The organism is Paucibacter sp. B51 (assembly GCF_027863535.1).
In the GTDB taxonomy this organism is placed as follows: domain Bacteria; phylum Pseudomonadota; class Gammaproteobacteria; order Burkholderiales; family Burkholderiaceae_C; genus Paucibacter_A; species Paucibacter_A aquatilis.
In genome coordinates, this window is the sequence record NZ_JAPIVN010000002.1 from 424,403 (window position 1) to 447,490 (window position 23,088).

Sequence of the window (23,088 nt, forward strand, 5' to 3'; positions counted from 1 at the left end):
CGCGCCGCGCATGAGCGATCTGAGCTTTCAGGAGCAAACGCCAGTTTTCTCCGGGGCGTTCAGGCAGCCTGTGAGGAGTGTGGCACTCAGGCCAATCCATATGACGCTTCGCGGGCCATACACTTCGCGTGGCTTGAAGTTGGGAACGAGGTGCTCTTTCCGTCTGGCGCATCCCGAGATGACGCGCGATGAGGCCCAACCTGTCGCTCAACTGGACCCGCAGCGGCGTGCCGCCTTCGGGCCTCATTTCATTCTGGCCCTGCGGCGTCTTGCCGCGGCGGTCCAGTTAGCTCAAACGTTGGGCCTCAAAGGTAGCATCCGCGCGAATCGTCGAATGAAGAGTTTCCTCATCATGGCGGGCGCGCTCTTCCTCTTGTTTATCGTATTCATGGCAAGGGTGCGAAAGCGCCAGAAGGCTCATCGGGAAGTTTGCCAAGCCGTCTTCGACGCAGCGTACGCTAAGTCAGAGGACGTGCCCTCACTTCAAATGAGCTACGGCTTTGGAATGCCAATTTTCAAGGTCACTCATCTGTCGCGCGCCGCGCATGAGCGATCTGAGCTTTCAGGAGCAAACGCCAGTTTTCTCCGGGGCGTTCAGGCAGCCTGTGAGGAGTGTGGCACTCAGGCCAATCCATATGACGCTTCGCGGGCCATACACTTCGCGTGGCTTGAAGTTGGGAACGAGGTGCTCTTTCCGTCTGGCGCATCCCGAGATGACGCGCGATGAGGCCCAACCTGTCGCTCAACTGGACCCGCAGCGGCGTGCCGCCTTCGGGCCTCATTTCATTCTGGCCCTGCGGCGTCCTGCCGCGGCGGTCCAGTTAGCTCAAACGTTAGACCGCGCCCAACGGCACCGGCCTTTTTCGATGCAATCAAAGACAGCACGTTTTCGTACTTCAACAATCGTTGGCACGAGCCTATGCGGCGCTGTGCTTCTCTGTGAGTTGATGTTGAATCGGGCTGAAGGCATCGCTATCCAATCCCATCAGAACCGCTGGGATTGTTGGGCTCGGGAAACCAGAAAAGTGCCCTCTTGCACAGCAATGCAAAAGTTCGGGCCGATGGACGCTGACTTCTGCGAAGCGGCTGTTGCGGTCTGCAAGGCTAGTGGACTCAACGACAAAGTCAATCACGCCGAGGACCGCCTATTGATATGGGACAGACTTGCACGGTCGCTTCGCATAGGGGTTCTCGCATCCGCCGCCTGCTCGCTACTTTGGTTCATGAGGGCTGGCGTTGTTCGACGTACTTCGCAGAGAACAAGGAGCTAAGTGTCTTGCCAATTTCTATAGGCAAATTGACTCGGTCTAACTGGTCGCTCGAGTGGACCTCCGCCAGCTGGCCGCGCTACGCTGCCTGTATATTTTCAGCTCCGCGCGGCCAGCTGGCTGCGGCCCCTCAGCTCGAACGTTAAGCCGCACAGTCATCCAGCTACCATGGCCACCTCAGTCCGCGAACAACTGTTAGAGCTCAAATCGTTCGCCTTGGCGGTGATGTCCTCTGCTGGTTCGAAAGTCGAGGAGCTGACTTTTGCACCGTGCACAGAACTCGATGAGAGCGAACTGCGCGCGCCGAAGACCGCACTTAAAGGCTGGCGAATGGCAGTCAACGATTGCATTGAAATGTCGAGCCACTGGTCAGCCGATCAGGTTATGAGCATGGATGCCGCCCTCCGCAAAGCTGGCATCGTCACCTTGTCTGAAATCCGCCGACGTTACTCAACACGTCTTGCCGCCATTCTGAAACGCGGGCGCATACGTGGAGAGGTTGAGTATTACCTCGCAGTCGCTCTCGTCGCTGACACCGCGAGCAACTTGTCGGCTGAAGAGCTCGTCAATCTTCAGGCCCTAGTCGCGGAATTTGAGCAAAGTGCGGCTTAACCATTCATTCCACCGGACCGCCTCCGGCGGCCGGTGATTTCAAACGTTATGCAGCAAGCTAAGAAACGCTTGAAGGGCGGTTTTCGGTCTCGCGACCGCCACGATTTCTCTGTACATTGCGCCGTGATTTCCTCGGGGTCGGCGGCTTCCCGCACATTGCCAGCCTGCGGCCGCCGTGATTTCGCCGGTCTTGGCCAGGCTGCTCGTGCTCTCTTCTTGGTCCGCCCGCGGCCCGCAGAAGAACAACGCGCTTGCCGCCTCAGCCGAGCGCCACATGGGTACAGCTTCGGTATGCTGTCGGCCACCTCCACCGCAGTGCCTTCGACCTGGCTCTGCATAACTGGTCGCTCGAGCCGATCGCCTGCGGCTCCGGCTCAGCTTCAACGTTAAACCGCAGAGCCCGGGCCTTTAGCAAATCGACGATGAGTACCGATCACAACAACGAGCCTGTCGACGCAAAGCGGAAACGGAGCGCTCTTCGGCTGGTCGCAAACCTAGCCTGGCTTTTCGCGGCGGGTTCCATCATGGCTCCGAGTTTGCTTGATCTCTCTTCCGCAGGCAGAGGTGCCGCGAACGTTCTCTTCGGATTGGCTTTCTTTGTCTTCCTCCTATGCGCGATTGCAGGGTTCGCTCGCGCAGCCAAGCATCTTCGAACTCGGGGAAAGACTGTTTTATCCAAAGATCCCACGCACCCGAGTGAAAACTCATGAAGAAGGTGCGCGCCACTCTGCGGTTTAACCTTTCGCTCCAGCGGACGGCTTCGCCACCCGCTGAGCTTTGACGTTAGCCGCTCTATGGACAACCTCGCATCTCAATGGGCGACCGTCTCCCAATGGCTGTTTCCCGTGACTTGGGTAGTGCTGGGCGGCGCTTCGTTTGTTCGTCGACACCGAGTGGCCGGTGTGTCACTTCTAGTGGCCGGCCTATCTGCTCTGCTTTTCGCCTACCTGTTCTCGCCTGAATCTTCGTTCACGGCCGGCTGGGAAACAGACGCCCCATTGAACATCGCGTTCGACTACAAACCAATTGGTTTTCTCGCTGCCAACCTGCTACCCGCAATCACCAATTTTTCTATAGTGGTCGCCTGTGTATCCTTCATTCGCCGCCGCGGCTAACCTCTCATTGCAGCCGACCCAGGCCGGCTGCGCCGGCCGGTCGGCTGAATTCCAACGTTGTGCAGCAGGCTAGTCCTTCATCAAAGAGCCGTGGCCGGTTGCGCGTTTGGCGCGATCACGCGGAGCAATTTCCGAAACGGTTTGCCAGTTCGGTCGTCACTCCATTGGCATCAGGCTTTGCCAGTAGAGATTTCGCCGGTTCAGGCGAAGTCGGGCGTGCACTTTCCATGGTGCGCGACGAGTCTTTGAGTTTGCGGCCAGCCTGTCGCCTCGGGTGTTCGCCACATGGGTGTGGCTCCGATGTACAGTTTTTGCATTCAACCCGTGGGGCTTTCAACATGGCTCCGCACAACAGGTCGCTGCAGCGGACGGCTTCGCCGCCCGCTGAGCTCACACGTTGTGCAGCAAGCTAAGCAACGCATGAAGATCCGCCTTCGGTCTGTCGCTCGCCACGGTCTCGCAGGGCAATGCCCATCGCGCATGTTCGAGTCGGGCGCAGTTCAAGCGCTGTCAGTCCCTGGCCGCCGTGATCTTGCCTGGCTGAGCAAGACCGCTTGTTCTCCGTTTCGTCTTGCGCCGCTACCTGGCAGGCGGACAAGGCGCTTGGCGCCTCGGGCGTTCGCCGCGTGGGTACCGCTTCGGTATGCTGTGGGCCAGTTCCACGGCAGTGCCTCCGAGGTGGCTCTGCACAACCTGTCATTGGAGCGGACCGCCTTCGGCGTCCGCTCACTTTCACGTTAGGCCACTCGACTTGGAGCGCTCGTGATCCGCCGCACACAACCACCTCTGCAAGAAGAGGAAGCGTTTCACAACTCCTTCCACTACTACCTGTCCTCGCTAGAGATGCTCGCAGCCTCCGCTGAAGAGCAATGCGACCTTATGGGCAACTACAACGTCGCCTGGGAGTTGAAGGACGATGCGAGCGCAGGCAAGTATCTTGTTGGGCGTGGTTACCTCACCTCGGAGCAAGAAGCCTGGGTACAGGCACTCTCCGAAGCACTCAACTCCGTCAATACCCAAGCCCTTCCATCCGGGCCAGGCAAAGAGGCTAATCTCGTGGCAATGAACCATCCCAGCTGGGAACCTCTGCGCTACTTGGCCAAAGAGGTCATCAGGCAACTCGCGCCATTTGCAGCCATCAATGCCACGTACTTAGGTACGCCCAGCAAGGAAGTCGGCTCGTAATGTTCGAGCGCTCTGGCCCCTGCCTAACTGGGCGTTGCAGGGGACGCCTCAACCACTGCACGCTTCGGCCATGCCAAGCAGGCGCCCCTGAACTTGGGCGTTAGGCATCCCATGTCAGCGACTCAAAATTTCACCAGCTCGATCTGGTTTGTCGCCCTTGTTGCTCTGCTGGTCTCGCTGGGTTCGCAAGTTCTTTTCGGCGCCTTGCCAGTAACTACTTTCGACTGGATTGACAACGAAGATCGGAGTGGTCTTGTCGTACTCGTCGCGGGCGAGACTTCTTTCTGGCGCGGAGATGCGATCATTCGCGGCATCTCATTCGGGCTGGGGGCGCTGATTGCATCACTCCTCGCAAGCTCAAATTCTTGGCGGCTCATCGCCACTTTGGTTCTGATCTCAGTGATTTCCACTGTGCTTGCGCAATTCCCAAGGCCAGCCAACCCAGTCCAGCTGACGGTTTGGTCTGCTTCGGCACCCGTTGCAACTTTCCTCGTCAGCGTGCTCATCCGTGTGTGGAGAGGCTATGCCTAACCCTGCGCTCGAGCCGACTCGCAACGGCTGCTCTCTTCAGGCCCTCATTTCATTCTGGGCCTTCCATTCCCAGCCGTCGCTCGCGACTCAGCTCCAACGTTAGCCGCTCTATGGACAACCTCGCATCTCAATGGGCGACCGTCTCCCAATGGCTGTTTCCCGTGACTTGGGTAGTGCTGGGCGGCGCTTCGTTTGTTCGTCGACACCGAGTGGCCGGTGTGTCACTTCTAGTGGCCGGCCTATCTGCTCTGCTTTTCGCCTACCTGTTCTCGCCTGAATCTTCGTTCACGGCCAGCTGGGAAACAGACGCCCCATTGAACATCGCGTTCGACTACAAACCAATTGGTTTTCTCGCTGCCAACCTGCTACCCGCAATCACCAATTTTTCTATAGTGGTCGCCTGTGTATCCTTCATTCGCCGCCGCGGCTAACCTCTCATTGCAGCCGACCCAGGCCGGCTGCGCCGGCCGGTCGGCTGAATTCCAACGTTATCCCGCATGGCTAAGCTGATTCTCCGCCTAGCATTTGGTCTAGTCGTCGCCACAGCATTTTTGGCCGCCGCTGGGCCGATGGCGCTCTACTGGCTTGGGCTCGACGCAATTGATACCCTGCCAATTCCGCCATCTGCGGTCGCGACTACAGAGCAGCAAGCCCTATCCTGGCACCGTGTGCGAGGTGTAGGAACGCCAAAGGTCCCGAGGCTCAATCCCTACTCGTATCTCTTGTCTACGGTCCGGGGTGCACCGCAAGATCCAGGAGTGCTTGCCGCGTGGCAAGTTGCTTCGGGCCATCTGCTGGTTCATCGACGTACGTCGGGCATGTTCTGGTGGCACCTTTCAGGTGCTGCGCTCACAATCTGGATAACCCGTAATTGGTCAGTCCAGCAGATACTGAGCCAATCAAGCGAACACGGGGTGCGCGGTGCGGGATAACCAGTCGCTCAACCGGACCCGCAACGGTATGCCGCCTACGGGCCTCATTTCATTCTGGCCCTCCGGCAGCATGCCGTCGCGGGCCAGTTCGCTTCAACGTTAGGCCGCTCACATCCCAATATCTACGGAGCACAAACCACATGCTGCGCTTCTTCCTTGCGACCCTTCTGCTCTCTCTTTGCAACTATGCGCTTGCCCAAGGGGCCGATTCGCCAGAGCAGCTTTCCCAGGCCTATTCAACAGCACTACGGAACCAGAATCAGAAAGCGTTCCTTGACTTGTTTGCCTTGTCTACGAAGCAAGAGCGTGCAGTAGCCGAGCAGCAGTTCGCTACGCAGTCCAAGATGCGCATTGAGTCAGTGAAGATCGTCCCATTTGCGGTGCACGAGCAGAGATACAAGAAGGCAATGGCTCGCTTGGGACGATCAGATGCGACTCCCCCTGAAGCTTGGGCTGAAATCGTCTTCGTGCCTGTTAAGTTGTCAGACGGCTCCGTACAGCAAGAGACGAGCCTGCTTTCTATTGTGCGGCGGGACGGCCGGTACTTTGTGAGTTGGTAGATTTACCTTGAATGCATCGCTGCCAAGCCTGGAACTACGAACGGCCTAACCCTGCGTTCGAGCCGACTCGCAACGGCTGGTCTCTACAGGCCCCATTTCATTCTGGGCCTTCCGCGCCCAACCGCCGCTCGCGGCTCAACTTCAACGTTATGGCCTATGAAGAACACTGAGACACTGCGGAATGTCATTGCGTCATTCGAGGGAGTTCGCTGGGCGACCTGCGGAACCAGAGAGGACCAAATTGGTGAGAATAGGCAGCAGTTTGCTTGGATCAAGTTTCAACTCGAGAAGTCAGAGAACGGGTGGCGCACCCTTGAGTTTCTTACCTGGTGCCTACAGGACGCTTCGCGAGATCCTCTAGCGGCAGTACTGCTTCCTGTTACTGCACCGCCAGTGCTAAATGAGCCGGGCGAGTGCATCTGTTTTTTGTTCGAAGTTCCGATCACGGAAGAGCGGCATGACAGGGCGGAAGTTTTGGCTGTCCACTTGGCTCAGATCAAGGAAGAGGATTGGCCGCAATGCAGAGCCTGAGCCATAACCGGTCTAGTAGGACTTCCTTTCGAGTCAATCAATAAATGGCTGGTGTTCTTTTGCTAGTGCTTAATTTGCGCGGGTTGCATAAGGGCGCCGATGCGCCGGGCTCTATTCGCTCGGCGTGACCGTGAGGTCGCAGACGGGTTATCGAGTTGACCGGGCATCGGCGCTGACCGGGTTTGGGAATCGTGCGCTGCTGGGGCACTGAGCAAGACAGACTGCATTTCTAGTAGCGGGCTTGTTGCCACGACGCCGCCGATGAATCTCGGAAGGACAGCTTCTCCATGCGATACCCCAGCATCGCCACCTTGGCCACCCTCACCGCACTGACAGCGCTTTGCCTGACTTCGGCGGCCCAGAGCCAGGAGGCGCCCTTGTCGTCATTGCGTTGGATGTCCGGCTGTTGGGCATCGGAGTCGGGCGAGCCGGGCTCCGGCGAACATTGGTTGCCGCCGGCCGGCGGGAGCATGCTGGGTGTCGCCCGGACGGTGAAAAAGGGCAAGACCGTGGCGCATGAGTTCTTGCAGATCCGGCTGAATGCCGAAGGTCAGATCGTGTACATCGCCCTGCCTTCAGGGCAGAGAGAGGCGACCTTCACGGGCACAAGCGTCAGCGAAACCGCGGTCACATTTGAGAACCCGCAGCACGACTTTCCGCAGCGCATCAGCTACCGCGCACTGCCCGGTGATCGCCTGCTCGCGCGAATCGAAGGCCAACGCGGCGGCGCCCTGCGCGGCATCGAATTTCCAATGAAGCGCGTTGCTTGCGAAGCATTGGCAGGCGGGTGATTCCACACAAGTTGCGCCAACCACAAGCCATGGCCAGAAGCCACGCCAGCTGAACCCCGGCGATGAATTCGCAACTCAGCGCCGACCTCTTGCTCTTCTTGGGCACCTGGCTGCTCAGCGCACTCGCCGTGGCAGGCTTGCACCGCCGCGAATTCAAACGCTCGCCGGACAAGGCGGCGCGCTACCGCGCCCTGCCGTTTCGCTACAAAGCACTGTGCTGGCTGCTGGTCCTGCCCCTGTTTGCGGGCAGCCTGCTGAACGGGTGGCTGCTGCTGCCGGCGCTGGGCTCGCTGTACCTGGCTGAGGTCCTTTGCCTTCGCTGGTACCGCAAAGCCGGGCTGTGGCACTAGCTTGCCCCACAAGGCAGACGGCGACTCAGCCTTTGCTACTGCTGCCACCGCCGCAGCCATTACCGCCGCCAAAGCGCATCGCCATCACCACCTGGTTGCGCAGAGTCTTGAGCAGGGTCAGCTCGCGCTCGCTGATGTGCAAGGTGCCGGCCTCGGCGCGGTCGCAATAAAAAGCGCCCAGGACCTGGCCGCCGGCGACCAGGGGCAGCAGAACAAACGTGCCGGCGCGCACCTGCTGGCGGTGCCAGGCGGGCAGGCGCTGGGCGATCACGGGATCGGAGCTGTCGGAGATCAGGGTGTCGGCGCCCTTGCTGCAGAGCAGGCCGAAGAGCTCTGTTGGCGGCGCCAGCGGGATGTCGAACAGGGGCGCCAGGGCTGTGGCGCGCTCGCCCAGGCCCATGCGGCCCTTGAGGTAAGCGCCGTCGGCATCACGCAGGCAGACGATGACGCGCTGCAGCTTCAGTGCGGCATGCATCTGCTTCATGCACAGCTGCAAGAGCTGGCCCGGCGCGGCGCCGGACAAGACCATTTCGCTGAGCTGCTCCAGGGCGCTGGACAAGGGCTCGGCCATGGCGGGGTTGGAGGCGGCCGGGCGCGAAGTCGCAGGCGTGGCTGGAGGTGCCGGCCGTGCGGCCATAGCGGGTGCCTGCGCCGCAACGCCCGCCCGCCCGCGGCTTCTGTGCCTGGAGTGCTTTGGGGTCCGCGGGCTTGGGCTTGGCTGGGCCCGGCGCTGCCACGACCGGACCAAAACCCAAGGTCTTGGCCAGATCGTCCCAGACCTGTTTGACGCTTTCCACCGCCTCGGGCAAGGGCTCGGGATCCAGGCTAAGGGGCACGGCCAGCTCGGCGGCGAAGCGCTCGACACAGGCTTTGCGCGCCTCGGCGCGCTCTTCGGGCGTGCCGCTGTGCGGCAGCTTGAGCAGCTGGGCAGCCAGGGTGTTGGCCGCGGTGCAGAGCACGCGCTGGTATTCCTCGGGGCTGCAGGCACGCTCGAGCTTGCTGGGCCGCAGCGTGCGCATGCCCACGCGCACCGATTCCGGCCAGCCCCACTGACGCGCCACCTCGACGGCGATCTCTTCCAGACCCTGACCCCATTGCTCGCGGGCCAGCTGCTCGCGCATGGTCTGCCACTCCAGGCCGCCCTCCTCCAGGCCTTTGGCCTGCAGCGCGGCCTCGATGACCTCCATGTCCTCGGCGAAATGCAGGCCGGCCAGCATGCCGCCCAGGTTCTGGAACAGGGCAATCAGGTAGGCGCCATCGAGCTGCTTGCTGCTGTTGCAGAACTGGTGGGCCAGCAGGGCCGCCAGTTGGGCGCGGCCGAACTCCCCGCGCAGGCGGTTGCCATCGGCGCCCTTGGGCAGGCGCTCGAACAGCATCAGCGAATTGGCCACCATGCCGATGGTCTGGAAGCCCATCAGCGCCACGGCGCGCTGCAGGCTGGTGATGTTGCCGCCGCCTGCCGAGCTGTAGAAGGCGGCATTGACCAGGCGCAGCAACTTGGCCGTCATGGCCACATCGTCGGAGATGGCGCCGCTGAGCGCGCGGGCATGGGCGGTCTCGGAGCGGGCGATCTTCTGCAGCAGCCGGGTCGAGTCTTTCATCGAGGCGAAGTCGGCGTGCTTGGCGATGCGCTGCATCAGGCGCTGCAGCCGCGCCTCGCGCTCGGCTGCGGCCTGCGCTTCGGCCTCGGCTTTGGCTTGCTCCGCAGCCAAGCGTTCGGCCTCGGCACGCTCCGCGGCCAGCCGAGCCGCCTCTTGCTCGGGGTCGAAGTCAAGGTGGGGATCGGGGTCAGGCAAGACCTGACCCTCGGAAGCGTCGAGCTCTGTGTGGGGGTAGGACGAAGGAGCGGCGGAATCGGCGGTCGCGGTGACGATGACTTCAGGGCTGGAGTCGAGATTCATGGAGGTGTGAGGGCAGCAGGATCAAGCGCAGCGGATGACAGACCCTGCTACATCGGCCGCACCACGCCGAACTCAACACCCAGGCCAAAGGGCTGCCCCGCTTTGTGCACTGTGCACAAGGCCTGGCCCCACCGCCAGGCCGCCAAGCCCCCCCCTTCAGCCCGGTGCCGCCCCGCCAAAGCGCATGGCCATGACCACCTGGTTGCGCAGGGTCTTGAGCAGGCGCAGCTCGCGTTCGCCAATCTGCAACCGGCCGGCCTCGGCCTGGTCGCCGTAAAAAGCGCCCAGCACCTGCTCGCCCGCCACCATGGGCAGCAGCACAAAGGTCTGGGCGCGCACCTGTTTGGCATACCAGGGCGGCAAGCGCTGGGCGATGACGGGGTCGGAGGCGTCAGAGATCAAGGTGTCGGCGCCCTTGCTGCAGAGCAGGCCGAAGAGCTCGCTGGGCGGTTTGAGCGGGATGTCGAACACCGGCGCCAGCTCCTGGGCTCGCTCGCCCAGGCCCATGCGGCCGCGCAGGCCGCCGCTGGCGGGGTCGCGCAGGCAGACGATGACGCGCTGCAATTGCAAGGCCTCGTGCATCTCCTTCATGCACAGCTGCAGCAGCTTGGCCGCCGGGGCGCCGGAGAGCACCAGATCGCTGACGCGTTCCAGCGCCGCCGACAGAGCCTCGGCCATGACCGGGTTGGCGGCAGCGGCCGGCATCGGCGCGCGCGCGGGCGCCGATGCGGCTTCAGGTGATTTGGCGGGCGCCACAGGCTTGGCGGCGGTTGGCTCTGGGGCTTTGGCCCCGGGTCTGGCGGGGGCCGCTTTGTCAGAGCTTTTCTCGGCCGGCTTGCCCTTGGCCGCAGGCGCCGGCACCGGGTCGAAGCCCAGGGCTTTGGCCAGATCGTCCCAGACCAGCTTGACCTGCTCGACCACGCCGGGCAGCACCTCGGGGTCCAGGCTCAGGGGCACACCCATTTCGGCGGCAAAGCGCTGCACGCAGGCTTTGCGTGCCTCGGCCTTTTCCTCGGCCGTGCCGCCACCCGGCAGACGCAGCAAATCGCCGGCCAGGCGGTTGGCGGCGGTGCAGAGCACGCGCTGGTATTCCTCGGGGCCGGCCGGTCGCTCCAGGCTGCTGGGGGGCAGGCTGCGCATGGCAGCACGCACCGATTCGGGCCAGCCCCAGCTCTTGGCCACCTCGACGCCGATCTCTTCGAAGCCCAGGCCCCATTGCTGGCGGGCGAGCTTCTCGCGTTTGTCGTGCCAGGCGGGTTCGCCCTCAACCAGACCCTCTTCCTGCAAGCGCGCCTCGATGGCGGCGGTGTCTTCAGCGAAGTGCATGCCGGCCAGCATGCTGCCCAGGTTCTGGAACAGGGCGTTGAGGTAGGCGCCCTCGATGTGTTTGCTGCTGTTGCACAGCTCATGGGCCAGCAGGGCCGCCATTTGCGCACGGCCGAATTCCTGACGCAGGCGGTTGCCGTCGGCGGTCTTGGGTAGGCGCTCGAACAGCATGAGGGAGCTGGCCACCATGCCGATGGTCTGGAAGCCCATCAGGGCCACGGCCCGCTCCATGCTGGTGATGCTGCCGCCGCCGGCCGAGCTGTAGAAGGCGGCATTGACCAGGCGCAGCAGCTTGCCGGTCATGGCGATGTCGTTGGAGATCTCACCCGTCAGAGCCCGGGCATGGGCTTTCTCGGAGCGGCTGATCTTCTGCATCGAGCGCACCGAGTCCTTCATCGTGGCGAAGTCGGAATGCGCGGCAATTTTCTGCATCAGGCGTTGCAGGCGCGCCTCACGTTCGGCGGCTTCTTTTTCCTCGGCCTCGCGCTGGGCGGCCAGGCGCTCGGCTTCCTCGGGGTCGGTGACCGGGCCCGCCTCGGCGCCGGGTTCCTGCGCTGCAGCCTCCGCCGTGGGTGCATCAGCGTCCGCGGGGGCGGTGGCGGCAGCAGCAGCTGGCGCTGCAGCTGCGGCAGGCACGGGGGCGTCGGGGTCTTGCGGTCCAGCTTCAGTCATGGGGTGATGCGTGGTGGCTGACGGTCGAGGAACGGGGCGGCAGTCATCTTCGCACCAGTTCCGCCGCAGGCCAAAGCGCAATCAAGGGCGCAGTTGCGCCGCAAAAAAGAAAGCCGGCCCTGCGGGAGGCAGGGCCGGCTTGGCTGCGGACATGAGGCGGGCGGCGTCAGCAGCCGGCCGCCCACAGGCCTTCAGACTCAGTTGTGGTTGGCCACCAGGCTGGTGTTCGTGACTGCAGAGTATGCATTCAGGAGCAGGTAGTAGGTGCCGGCCTTGGGGGCTGCCACGGTGATGGTTTCGGTGTTGGTCGAACCATCGGATTTCTTCTCGTAGCTGGTGGTGGTCGGGGCCGAGCCGAACTTCAGGTAGATGTCGCCATCACCCGAGCCACCCGAGAGCTTGAAGCTCAGGTTCGTGGCACCGGCCGGCACCACCAGGGTGTAGGTCAGTTTGGCACCCTTGGCCAGGCTGATGCCGGTCTTGGCCACGCCCTTGGTCAGGGGGATGGTGGCCGGGGGCGGCGTGGTGCCGCAGCTGACGCCCACGGCCGAGAAGGCTGCCGTCACATCGGCGACGGCATAGCCGCGCGCCGTTGCTGCCTTTTCGACACCGCATGCACCTTGGTTGAAGGTGCTGCTGGCCGTCCAGTGCAGGCGATTGGCATCGACCATCACTTCAAAGGCCTTGCGGGTGTTCCAGCCCGGCTTGGTGGCCAGCAGGTAGAAGGCCTTGTTGTACACACCGCTGGACAGATGCACGTCCAGGCCGTTGTAGTACTTGCTGGCGTGATCGATGGAGCGGCCGTCCTGGGTCGGGTTGGCGAAGTAGCGCAGAGCGCCGGTGCCCTTGAAGATTTCCGAGCCGACCAGCCAGTCGTTGGTGCCCTTCATGAAGTACTCGGCGGCTTCACCGGCCATGTCGGAGAAGGCTTCGTTCATGCCGCCCGACTGGTTGGAGTAGACCAAGCCCGAGTTCTGCTCGGTGAAGCCGTGGCTGACTTCGTGCGCGGACACATCCAGCGAGACCAGGGGATAGAAGGTGGTCTTGCCGTCACCGAAGTGCATGGCCGAGCCGTCCCAGAAGGCGTTCTCGTAGCTGCTGCCGTAGTGCACCTTCATGTACAGGGTCTGGCTGATCGGGCGGATGTTGAACCAGCCTTGGTACATATTGAAGACCACATTGCCGAAGTAATGTGCGTCGTTCAAGGGCGAGTAGGCGCCGTTGGTCAGCTTGTACTCGTTGCGCGGGCAGGTGAACTTGAAGGGCGTGCTGCCGCTGGTGCCGCCCTTGAGGTCGACCGTGATGACGTTGCCGCTGTTCATCTGGCAATCGTTGGTCACGACCAGGGGACCGTAGGTGGTGCCGTACTCGTACTTGCCGGTCTTGGTGTTGCCGCCGGGGCCGGTGGCGTTGGCATGGTTCAGGCCTTCCCACTGCTCAAGCACGGCGCCGCTGTTGGCGTCGATCAGCAGGTGCGGACGGCTGGGCTCATCGCCATGGCTGGTCAGGAAGGAGACCAGGTAGACCAGCTGGGCCACATTGCGCTCATTGAGCTTGACGAAGAGCTTGACCTGCTCGTTGCTGGTCTTGCCCACCTTGGATGCGTCCTTGGCGCGGCTCTTGGCCACGGCCAAGACGGCTTGCTCGCTCAGGCTGGGCTGCACATGACCCAGGTCCTGGTTGATGTTGCGAACCAGGGCACCCGAGAAAGTCGGGGTGCGGCTGCCCTTGGGCAGGTGCTCGACCACGGCCTCGCCCCAGATGGGCACACCTTGGTAGTGCTGCTCGTAGCGGGTGACGACCAGACCGCTGGCATAGGTTTGGCTGCGCAAGAGCTTGAGTTCGTCGGCAGCCAGGCCCAGAGCGGCCGGGCCGGTGACGCCGCGCGCGGCCACCAGGCCGACACGCGCCAGATCGGCGCCTTCGAGTTCGACGCGGTCAGCCGCCATGGCCTGGCAGGCCAGAGAAGCTGCGGCGGCCAGCAGGGCACCGCGGGTCAACAGTTGGAAACGTGCTTGCATGTGTTGGACTCCTAGGTTTGTCGGAGGCTTGTCGGCCCCCTTTTGCTTGTGGACCCGCCAGCGCCAAAAGCAGCGCCGCAGGCCGGCAAGGTCAAACCCTGGATCGCAAGGCCGTGCCCCTTACCGTCTGACCGCTTCAACCCGCCTGCCAAGCCGTTTCGACTCCAGTACCCGGGCCGGCTGCCCGCAAGGGCGGCCGGTCAGTGGGAGCGAATCCTAGTTACGGGCGGTTTCCGCACAAGCTGTAAGAACTGACATCCGCATTCGCCCCAATTTCAGATTGAGACAGCTGGCGAGATGGTTGCGCGCTCGACCGGTCTCACACCCGAAACCGGCCGAAACGCGGTGCCACCGATTCCTCGCGAAGCCCCGCCCCACCCTCGGCGCGCTCGCCGGCAACCGCCTGCGCCACACACCCACAAGGAGACCTTCACCATGTCCACCCACCCTCGCTTCCCGGCCCGCCTGGCCCCGGCCCTGGCCGGTCTGATTCTTCTGGCCGGCCTGCCCTTGAGCAGCAACGCCCACGATGCGGCCAAGGCCGGCAAAGCGGCCACCCCTCTTGCCGCCAGCGGCAACAAGGTCTGGATCAGCCTCGGCGACGCCGCTTTCCGTGAGCTTCAAAAAGTTCAACCCAGCGCCAGGCCAGCGGCCAGCGTCAAGGCCCTCGCCTCGCTGAGCGGTGCCCTGGAGCAGGCCAACGATGGCCGCGCCATCAGCGATGACACCGGTGCCCGGCCGGCCGAGCAGGTGCATCTGCTCGAAGTGGATGAGTCCTTGCTGAACGAGTTGTCGGCAGCCGTGCATGAAACGCTCAAGCGCTGCGGCGGCTATATGTTCCATGCCAACCAGGCCGAAGGCATGCGCACCTTGAACGCCTTGAGCCGCCCCATGCAGGCACTGGCGACGGTCACCCGGCCCAGCTATGTGATCGACCAGCAAGCCCTGATCACGCCCATGCTCTCGCAGATGCAGGCCAGCAATATCGGGCAAACCATTCTGGATCTCTCGGCCAACACCAACCGCTACTACACCACCAGCGGCGGCACCAATGCATCGAACTGGCTGAAGAACCGCTGGTCCTCGCTGGCCGGCGGCCGCAGCGACATCACGGTGGAACAGTTCACCCACGCCAGCTGGCCACAGAAATCGGTGATCCTGACCTTCAAAGGCACGGACAACGCCGCACAGGTGGTGGTGCTGGGCGCTCACCTAGACTCGATCGCCGGCTCCGGCACGGGCGAAACCACGCGCGCACCCGGCGCCGATGATGACGCCTCCGGCGTCGCCAGCCTGACCGAGATCATCCGCACGCTGACGGCCAATAACTTCAAACCTCGGCGCACCATCAAATTCATGGCCTATGCCGCCGAAGAAGTGGGCTTGCGTGGCTCGGCCGAGATTGCGCGCAGCTTCGCCGCGGCCAACACCAATGTGGTGGGCGTGATGCAGCTGGACATGACCAACTACAAGGGCGCCGCGAACGACATCTACATCTTCACCGACTACACCGACGCCAGCCAGAACACCTTTGTCACCAACCTGATCAAGACCTACCTGCCCACACTCAAGATCGGCACCGATCGCTGCGGCTATGCCTGTTCGGACCATGCCAGCTGGAACGCTCAGGGCTACTACGCGACCATGCCGTTTGAGGCCTCCTTCTCATCCAGCAACCCCCGCATCCATACGGCGAACGACACCTATGCCAACACAGGCAGCAATGCCGAGCACTCGCTCAAGTTCGCACGCATGGCCCTGGCCTATGCGGTGGAGCTGGGCGCTGATGGCCCCGGCACGCCACCACCTACCGACAAGGTGGAGAACTTCAATGGCAGCCTGACCAAGAACCAGACCAAGAGTTTCGGCCCCTTCAAGGTCAAGGCGGGTGGCACGCTCAAGGCCAGCACCACCGGCACCGGCGACATCGATCTGTACGTCAAGAAGGGCGCGGTGCCCACCACCAGCAGCTTCGACTGCAAGAGCGATGGCAGCACCGCCACCGAGACTTGCAGCGTTCCCGCCACAGCCAACAGCGATGTCTATGTGCTGCTGAAAGGCTACACCGCGGGCAACTACCAGCTGACGGTGAGCTACACGCCGCAGTAAGCGGCACGTACCGCCCGACACGCACTGCGTGCCGGGCGGGCGCCCTCAAAGCATGAGGACCAGACGCTCGAGAAGGAGCACGGCAAAAAAGCCCAACACGGCCAACAAGGTCCATTTGACGATGACCAGGCCGCGACGCCGCCAGACCACCTTGCCAGTCGCAATGTAGAGGGCGAAGCTGACGATGCCGGCAAACATCAGCAAGCCGGCGACCAGGCGAAACATCATCATGAGCAAACTCCAGGCCTGACCCTCAGGCAGCACGGCCGAGCCGACATGGCCCCTGCCTCACCAGGCCGGAGCCAGTTGGGCAAAGCCTTGCGGCGCGCGTGCCGCGTCTTCAAAGGTGACGATCTCGTAGGCCTCGGCATCGGCCAGCAAGGCGCGCACCAGCTTGTTGTTGAGCGCATGGCCGCCTTTGAAGGAGGTGTAGGCGGCCAGCAGAGGATAGCCGGCGACCTGCATATCGCCGATGGCATCGAGGATCTTGTGTTTGACGAACTCGTCGTCGTAGCGCAAGCCGTCGGCATTGAGCACGCGGTAGTCGTCCACGACGATGGCGTTGTCCATGGAGCCGCCCAGGGTCAGGCCGCGGCTGCGCATCAGCTCGATGTCGCTGGTCATGCCGAAGGTGCGGGCGCGGGCGATTTCCTTCTTGTACTGGCCCGAGCCCATGTCGAAGACATAGTGCTGGCCGGTGGCCGACACCGCCGGGTTGTCGAACTCGATCTGGAAGCTCAGGGTGTAGCCGTGGTGCGGCTCCAGCTTGGCCCACATCAGGCGCTTGCCTTCGCCCTGGCGGACTTCCACCGTCTTTTTCACCCGCAGAAACTTCTTGGCCGCGTTCTGCTGCTCGATGCCGGCGCTTTGCAGCAGGTAGACAAAGCTGGCGGCCGAGCCGTCGAGGATGGGCACCTCGTCGGCGTTGATGTCCACGTACAGATTGTCCAGGCCCAGGCCCGCGCAGGCCGAGAGCAGGTGCTCAATCGTCTGCACCTTGGGCGCGCCGGGGTCGCCGCCGGGGCTGATGGTGGTGGCCATGCGGGTGTCACAGACCGTGTCCGGGCGCACAGGGATGTCCACCGGGTTGCTCAGATCGACCCGACGAAACACGATGCCGGTGTCGGGGGCCGCCGGGCGCAACACCAGCTCCACGCGCTGGCCGCTGTGGATGCCGACGCCGACCGCCTTGGTCAGCGCCTTCAGGGTTCTTTGTTTCAGCATGTGCCGATTGTCGGCGATCAGGGCGCGGCTTGCTGGCCTGGGGCTGCTGGGGCCTCAGCCGTGGCAGTGCGCTGCACCGGGAGGCGCAAGCTCAAGCGTGTGCCCTGCCCTGGGCTGGACTCGATCTTCAGCGAACCGCCCAGGCGCTGAGCACGGCGCTGCTGGCTTTTCAGGCCGCGGCCGCGCTGTGCCGTGGCGAGATCGAAACCGTCACCGTCGTCCTCGACCCGGATCTCGACATGGCTGCCCTGGTTGCGGGTGACCATGCGCACACGCGTGGCCCGCGCATGCTTGAGTGCATTGGTCAATGCCTCCTGCAGCAAACGCAGCACATGCAGGGCGTCGGGCGGCTCCAGCCAGGTCAGTGGGGGCAGGTCTTGCACATCCCACTCCAGGCTCAGGCCACCGATCTGCAGGCGCTTGCCCAGGCGGTAACGCATGGTGGCCAGCAGCGACACCAAGTCATGGCCGACCGGCTCCAGCGAATCGATGACCAGGCGCAAATCGTCCACGCATTCGCGCAGCACCTCGACCACCTTGTCCTGCTCCATGCGGCCCTGCTCTACCGCCACCATGGCCGAGAGCAGGGACGAACCCAGTCCATCGTGCATGTCCTGCATCAGACGTTGGCGCTCCAGCAGCAAGGCCTGCTGGCGCTCGGCCTCGCGCAGGCGCTCGTGCTGGGCCAGCAGCTCATCGCTCTGCTGCTGCAGGCGCTGGGCCTGATGCGCATTGAGCTGCTCCACCTCTTCCAGCGCACCGATGTAGCGGCGCTGCACCGCGTAGAGAAAGCTGGCCACGATGATCAAGGTGGCGTAGGGCATCAGATAGATGTGCTGGGGCCAGGCCCAGCCGGCCAGCAGGATCACATCGTGCACGCCCAGGGCGAGACTGAGCGCCAGGCTGAGGGCAATCAGGCGAAGTTCTCGGCTGCCTTCGCGCAAAGCCACCACGGCCACGAAGACCGTGCCAGCCACGCTGACCAAGGCATTGATGGATTGCTGCAAAACCGGGTCCAGTGACAAGCCCCAGAGCGGCATGGTCAGCACCGTGCCCGCGGCCACCAGCAAGGCGACACCGCGCTCGAGGCGGGGAAACTGCCGTCGCGCGAAGCGCAGGGCAAACAAGAAGGTCAGCAGCATCACCCAGGACATGGAGGCATGCGTCATCCACCAGAACCACTCCAGTCCCAGAGGCGTGCGCGGCAGGTTCAGGTGGTAATGCAGATTGCGCACCAGCCAGGCCACCGAGGCCAAGGCAAACAGCAGATAGGCGGGCTCCGAACGCCGGCGCACCCACAGCGCCAGCGAGAACATGCCCAAAGCCACCAGGGTCAGGCTGATGGCCTGCGGCACGCCGATCTGCAGCATCCAGCGCTTGCGCGGCAGGCTTTCCAGCTGCTCGCGCGAACCCAGCCAGACGGTGGAGACCGAGTAGAAACTGTGGCGCACCACCGGCACGGCCACCACCAGCTCGATGCTGCGGTCGTGGTGCAGCTCGGTCAGGGCCGGCGGGAACAGGGCCCACAAGGGGCGCACCCATTGCTCGCGCGCGCCGTACTGGTTGTCGAAGACCTGACGCCAACCCTCATCGGTCTTGACCAGCACCGCCGCGGCCATGGACACCAGGCGCGGGGTGTAGAGCGCAACGCTGGTGGGCCAGCGCCCCTGCGGGGGGGCATAGCGCAGCCGGTACCAGCGCATCTCGTACTCGCGCGGCATGCCGGGCGTGGCCGAGGCAGCGCTGGCCGTGCGGGCGCGCACATCGGGCAGAGACACCGTGGCCCAAGCGGCGGGATCGGCAGGCGGCTGCAGGCGCGCAGGCAGCGTGGCGTGCGTGCCCTCCATCGAACGCAACGCCGCCCACCAGGCCTCTACATCGGCGCGGCTCCACACGCTGACCGCCAACTCGGCGCTGTGCGCCTGTTCGCCACCGGCGCTCGGCGGCAGGTCTTCGAGCGCCAGGGCTTGCACCTGCGCCTGTGCAGGCAAGATCAGACAGGCCCCGGTCAGACCCAGCCAGAGGGCGCGCAGCAACCGCATGCGCAGACCCAGGGCCGACACGGAGCCCAGCCGCTCGATGCGGCGCCAGAAGGACGAAAACACAAGCAGTGGGGGCATGCCCGGCAGCCTCTTTTCTTCTCTATCAAGGGAGCTCGGTCGAACCTGAGGTCTCGAAAGCACCTCAGCGTGGCGAAAGGCTGGAGCATGCCACAGGCCGTGGGGACACAGCCCCCGGATCGATGCGGGGAGGAAGTCGCCGCCTGCTGCGAGCCAGGCGTTCACCGACGCGCCGCCTCAGGGCATAAAAAAACGGACCCCGCAGGGTCCGTTCAATTCGGTCTCATGCCTTCAGGCAGCAAGCTCCCAAGAAGGGGAGCCTGTTGACCCAAGCCGGCAGCGGTGGTCGATCAAGATCAGTCGGCTTGCTTGCGCAGGAAGGCCGGGATCTCGATCTCGTCCATGCCGTTGGAAGACAGGGCTTCAACCTTGGTGGCCGCAGCCATGCGGCCATGGCGCCAGACGCTGTGCGAGCCGCCCAGATCGGCACCCAGGCCCGAGGCCACGCCGGTGCTGATGCCACCCATACCGCCGAGCGCGGCACCGCCGGCTTGCGCCACGGTGGCAGCGCCTTGCTGCATCTTGACGTGGTCGGTCAGGACCGGCACGTCATAAGTCCCGGTGCGCAGCTGCGTTTGTGCCGTCTGCTGCACCACCTGCAGCGGCGCCTGCTGGCGGGCACGCTGCGAGGACAGGCCGGTGGCGATCACGGTCACACGCAGGGCATCGCCCAGCGATTCGTCGTAGGCCGTGCCGTAGATGACATGGGCGTCGTCCGAGGCGTAACGCTTGATGGCGTTCATCGCGTTGCGGGACTCGCTCAGCTTGAAGTTGGCGCGGCTGGCCGCGATCAGCACCAGCACGCCACGCGCGCCGGACAGATCGATGCCTTCCAGCAGCGGGCAAGCCACGGCTGCTTCGGCGGCCTTGGCGGCGCGATCCGGGCCGCTGGCTTGCGCCGTGCCCATCATGGCCTTGCCGGGTTCGCTCATCACCGTCTTGACGTCTTCGAAGTCGACGTTGACCAGGCCGGGGATGTGGATGATGTCGGAGATACCGCCCACCGCATTCTTCAGCACGTCATTGGCGTGCGCGAAAGCCTGATCCTGCGTGACATCGTCACCCAGCACATCGAGCAGCTTGTCGTTCAGCACGACGATCAGCGAGTCGACATTGGCTTCCAGCTCGGCCAGGCCGGCGTCAGCCGCCTTGGAGCGACGGCCACCTTCGAACTCGAAGGGCTTGGTCACCACGCCCACGGTCAGGACGCCCATGTCCTTGGCCACGCGAGCGATCACGGGGGCGGCGCCGGTGCCGGTGCCACCGCCCATGCCGGCGGTGATGAAGAGCATGTGCGCGCCCTGGATGGACTCGCGGATGCGTGCTTCGGCTTCTTCCGCTGCAGCTTTACCCATTTCAGGCTTGGCGCCGGCGCCGAGGCCGGTGCTGCCCAGCTGCAGGAGCTGGTCCGCCTTGGATCGGTTCAGGGCTTGGGCATCGGTATTGGCGCAGATGAATTCCACACCCATCACGCCCTGCGCGATCATGTGGTCCACCGCGTTGCCGCCGCCGCCGCCAACACCAATCACCTTGATTTGGGTGCCTTGGTCAAACTCTTCGATCATCTCGATCGCCATAATCAATTCTCCTTGAGCAATTGTGCCGCTGCTAAGCCCGAAAAACTATAGGGATGACCCTTTTTTTTCATGCGCTGCCGTTGTTTTCCGACAGTTAATCGATCACTTCCTTACCCCAGCGGTAAGCAGATGTGAATTTCAGAAGTTACCCAGGAACCAATCCTTGGCCCGGCCGAACAGGGTTTTCATCGAACCGGCCTGCTGCGCCGCCTTCAAACCCCGGGTGCGTGACAGGCGGGCCTCTTCCAGCAAACCCATGACGGTGGCCGAACGCGGGTTGGAAACCATGTCGAACAAAGCACCGCCATAGGTCGGGTTGCCACGTCGCACGGGTTTCAGGAATATGTCCTCGGCGAGTTCCACCATACCGGGCATGACCGCCGATCCGCCGGTCAGAACAATCCCCGAGGACAGCAGTTCCTCATACCCGCTTTCGCGGATGACCTGATTCACCAGCGAGAATATTTCCTCGACTCTGGGTTCAATAACGCCGGCAAGTGCTTGTTTTGAAAGCATTCGGGGGGCGCGATCACCCAAACCGGGTACCTCGACCTGGTCGGCCGGGTCGGCCAGCATCTGTTTCGCGACGCCATACTCGACCTTGATTTCCTCGGCATCCTTGGTCGGCGTGCGCAGGGCCATGGCGATATCGCTGGTGATCAGGTCACCGGCGATGGGGATGACGGCGGTATGGCGGATCGAGCCGCCGGTGAAGATCGCCACATCGGTGGTGCCGGCGCCAATATCGACCAGGGCGACACCGAGATCGCGTTCGTCGGCGGTCAGGGCGGCCAGGCTGGAGGCGCTGGAATTCAAAACCAGCTGGTCCACTTCCAGGCCGCAGCGGCGCACGCACTTGACGATGTTTTCGGCCGCGCTTTGGGCGCCGGTGACGATATGGACCTTCACTTCCAGGCGGCCACCGCTCATGCCAATGGGTTCTTTGACCTCATGGCCGTCAATCACGAATTCCTGCGGCTCGACCAGCAACAGACGCTGGTCGTTGGGAATATTGATGGCTTTGGCGGTTTCCACGACCCGAGCAACATCGACCGGCGTCACCTCCTTGTCACGCACGATCACCATGCCGGTGGAATTCTGGCCGCGGATATGGCTGCCGGTGATGCCGGTGTAAACCCGGGAAATCTTGCAGTCGGCCATCATTTCGGCCTCTTTCAAGGCCTGCTGGATCGATTGCACGGTGGCGTCGATATTGACAACCACACCGCGTTTCAAACCATTCGAGCTGGCCACGCCAAGTCCGGCGATGCGCAATTCACCATTGCCCAGCACCTCGGCCACCACGGCCATGATCTTGGCCGTGCCGATATCGAGCCCAACGACCAAATCCTTGTATTCCTTGGCCATGCTTGTTCTTCCTTCAGTTTCTTATGGTTCCGGCGCCGGCTGCGGCGGGTTTGGCCGCGGCGGCTGCCGGTTTGTTGGATTTGACGGGTTTGGCGACGGTGGAGTAGCCCTGCAATCGCACGGCATAACCATCGGCGTGACGCAGATCGGCAGACAAAAGCGGCGCCTGGAAGCGTGAGGTCAGCTGGGTCACCGTGCGCACCAGCTGCGCATAGCGGGCCAGCACCTCGTCTTCCTCACCACGGCCCAGCTCGATCACCGCGCCCTTGTCCAGGGTGATGCGCCAGGAGCCCCGGCCGGATAGATCGAGCCGGTCGATGCTGTCATCCATGGCGCGGCTGGCTTGCTGCAGGCGTTGCCACATGTGCAGCATGCTGGCGGCCGTGCCGGCCGGGCCTGCCAGCACCGGCAGATCTTCATCCTCGACATCACCGAGGTTGGCCTGGAACACCTCACCGAAGCTGTTGACCAAGCGGCGCTCAACGGTGGCGTCGCTGTTGGCATCCGCCCCTTCGGCCTTAGTTTCCCAGTAAGCGGCAGGCTTGTGCTCTTCCAGCTGCACCTTGAGCTGGTTCGGCCACACCCGCTGCACCACGGCACGGCGCACCCAGGGCACGGCCTCAAAGGCCTCGCGCCCCTGCTGCAAGCTCATGCTCAGGAAGGAGCCCGAAAGCTGGGGCAAGGCATTGGCGCGCAAGGACGCAGCGCTGTTGCGTGAGACATCACCCTCCACCTGGATGGCGCGGATGGCGAACACCGGCAGGCGGGACACCCAGCGCAGGCTCAGACCCGCGGCCAATAGCAGCGCGCCCAGCAGCAAGACCGCCGTCACCGCATTCATCAGGCGGATGTCGGGCGGCAGCGGGCTGCTGACGGTGGCGGAGGCGGCGCGCAT

Annotated in this window: 20 protein-coding genes; 10 read left to right on the plus strand and 10 right to left on the minus strand. The window is 63.4% G+C overall.

From position 1 onward, the window contains the following. The first annotated feature begins 178 nt into the window (after positions 1-178). The 9 genes from OOB33_RS22755 (at position 179) to OOB33_RS22795 (ending at position 7,875) form a co-directional block, all read left to right on the plus strand. Positions 179-727 (plus strand): hypothetical protein, encoded by a 549-nt coding sequence (locus OOB33_RS22755; RefSeq protein ID WP_271010327.1) that lies wholly within the window; start codon positions 179-181, stop codon positions 725-727. 709 nt (positions 728-1,436) lie between these two features. Continuing rightward, positions 1,437-1,880 (plus strand): hypothetical protein, encoded by a 444-nt coding sequence (locus OOB33_RS22760; RefSeq protein WP_102766724.1) that lies wholly within the window; start codon positions 1,437-1,439, stop codon positions 1,878-1,880. Positions 1,881-2,674: 794 nt separating this feature from the next. Then, the gene (locus OOB33_RS22765) at positions 2,675-2,995 is read left to right on the plus strand and encodes a hypothetical protein (RefSeq protein ID WP_271010328.1); all 321 of its coding nucleotides are present in this window, start codon (positions 2,675-2,677) and stop codon (positions 2,993-2,995) included. Positions 2,996-3,757: 762 nt separating this feature from the next. Then, the gene (locus OOB33_RS22770; protein WP_271010329.1) at positions 3,758-4,180 is read left to right on the plus strand and encodes a hypothetical protein; all 423 of its coding nucleotides are present in this window, start codon (positions 3,758-3,760) and stop codon (positions 4,178-4,180) included. Between the two features lie 111 nt (positions 4,181-4,291). Beyond that, complete coding sequence (locus OOB33_RS22775) at positions 4,292-4,711, plus strand: hypothetical protein (protein ID WP_271010330.1); 420 nt, start codon at positions 4,292-4,294, stop codon at positions 4,709-4,711. Between the two features lie 110 nt (positions 4,712-4,821). Beyond that, positions 4,822-5,142, plus strand: coding sequence for a hypothetical protein (locus OOB33_RS22780; RefSeq protein ID WP_271010331.1), 321 nt, complete (start codon positions 4,822-4,824; stop codon positions 5,140-5,142). 641 nt (positions 5,143-5,783) lie between these two features. Next, positions 5,784-6,203, plus strand: a complete 420-nt coding sequence (locus OOB33_RS22785) for a hypothetical protein (protein ID WP_271010332.1) — start codon at positions 5,784-5,786, stop codon at positions 6,201-6,203. An 818-nt stretch (positions 6,204-7,021) separates the two neighbouring features. Beyond that, the gene (locus OOB33_RS22790; protein WP_271010333.1) at positions 7,022-7,525 is read left to right on the plus strand and encodes a DUF6265 family protein; all 504 of its coding nucleotides are present in this window, start codon (positions 7,022-7,024) and stop codon (positions 7,523-7,525) included. 62 nt (positions 7,526-7,587) lie between these two features. Next, positions 7,588-7,875 (plus strand): hypothetical protein, encoded by a 288-nt coding sequence (locus OOB33_RS22795; RefSeq protein WP_102766249.1) that lies wholly within the window; start codon positions 7,588-7,590, stop codon positions 7,873-7,875. A 25-nt stretch (positions 7,876-7,900) separates the two neighbouring features. On the opposite strand, the gene OOB33_RS22800 is transcribed toward OOB33_RS22795, so the two are convergent. The 4 genes from OOB33_RS22800 to OOB33_RS22815 all read right to left on the minus strand — a co-directional run bounded on the left by OOB33_RS22800 (position 7,901) and on the right by OOB33_RS22815 (position 13,795). Next, entirely contained in the window at positions 7,901-8,359 is a 459-nt protein-coding gene (locus OOB33_RS22800; protein WP_271010334.1) for a GAF domain-containing protein, read from the minus strand. Continuing rightward, entirely contained in the window at positions 8,304-9,776 is a 1,473-nt protein-coding gene (locus tag OOB33_RS22805) for an HDOD domain-containing protein (protein ID WP_271010335.1), read from the minus strand. Before OOB33_RS22805 ends, OOB33_RS22800 begins: the two co-directional genes overlap by 56 nt. Before the next feature lie 156 nt (positions 9,777-9,932). Beyond that, a complete protein-coding gene (locus OOB33_RS22810; protein WP_271010336.1) occupies positions 9,933-11,774 on the minus strand; it encodes an HDOD domain-containing protein in 1,842 nt (613 codons plus the stop codon). 197 nt (positions 11,775-11,971) lie between these two features. After that, complete coding sequence (locus OOB33_RS22815; protein WP_271010337.1) at positions 11,972-13,795, minus strand: M4 family metallopeptidase; 1,824 nt, start codon at positions 13,793-13,795, stop codon at positions 11,972-11,974. Positions 13,796-14,230: 435 nt separating this feature from the next. Here OOB33_RS22815 and OOB33_RS22820 point away from each other — a divergent pair, with 435 nt between their 5' ends. Then, complete coding sequence (locus OOB33_RS22820; RefSeq protein ID WP_271010338.1) at positions 14,231-15,904, plus strand: M20/M25/M40 family metallo-hydrolase; 1,674 nt, start codon at positions 14,231-14,233, stop codon at positions 15,902-15,904. Between the two features lie 45 nt (positions 15,905-15,949). Here the strand turns inward: OOB33_RS22820 and OOB33_RS22825 are convergent, their stop codons facing one another. From OOB33_RS22825 to OOB33_RS22850, 6 genes are all read right to left on the minus strand, one after another. Next, on the minus strand, positions 15,950-16,135 hold the full coding sequence (locus tag OOB33_RS22825; protein WP_102766244.1) for a hypothetical protein: 186 nt from the start codon (positions 16,133-16,135) through the stop codon (positions 15,950-15,952). A gap of 57 nt (positions 16,136-16,192) precedes the next feature. Next, positions 16,193-17,128 (minus strand): UDP-3-O-acyl-N-acetylglucosamine deacetylase, encoded by a 936-nt coding sequence (gene lpxC / locus OOB33_RS22830; RefSeq protein WP_102766243.1) that lies wholly within the window; start codon positions 17,126-17,128, stop codon positions 16,193-16,195. Positions 17,129-17,145: 17 nt separating this feature from the next. Continuing rightward, complete coding sequence (locus OOB33_RS22835; protein ID WP_171827611.1) at positions 17,146-19,248, minus strand: sensor histidine kinase; 2,103 nt, start codon at positions 19,246-19,248, stop codon at positions 17,146-17,148. 296 nt (positions 19,249-19,544) lie between these two features. Beyond that, positions 19,545-20,825, minus strand: a complete 1,281-nt coding sequence (gene ftsZ, locus OOB33_RS22840) for a cell division protein FtsZ (RefSeq protein ID WP_271010339.1) — start codon at positions 20,823-20,825, stop codon at positions 19,545-19,547. Between the two features lie 138 nt (positions 20,826-20,963). Continuing rightward, complete coding sequence (gene ftsA / locus OOB33_RS22845; RefSeq protein WP_102766240.1) at positions 20,964-22,193, minus strand: cell division protein FtsA; 1,230 nt, start codon at positions 22,191-22,193, stop codon at positions 20,964-20,966. A gap of 13 nt (positions 22,194-22,206) precedes the next feature. Continuing rightward, a complete protein-coding gene (locus OOB33_RS22850; RefSeq protein ID WP_171827613.1) occupies positions 22,207-23,088 on the minus strand; it encodes a cell division protein FtsQ/DivIB in 882 nt (293 codons plus the stop codon).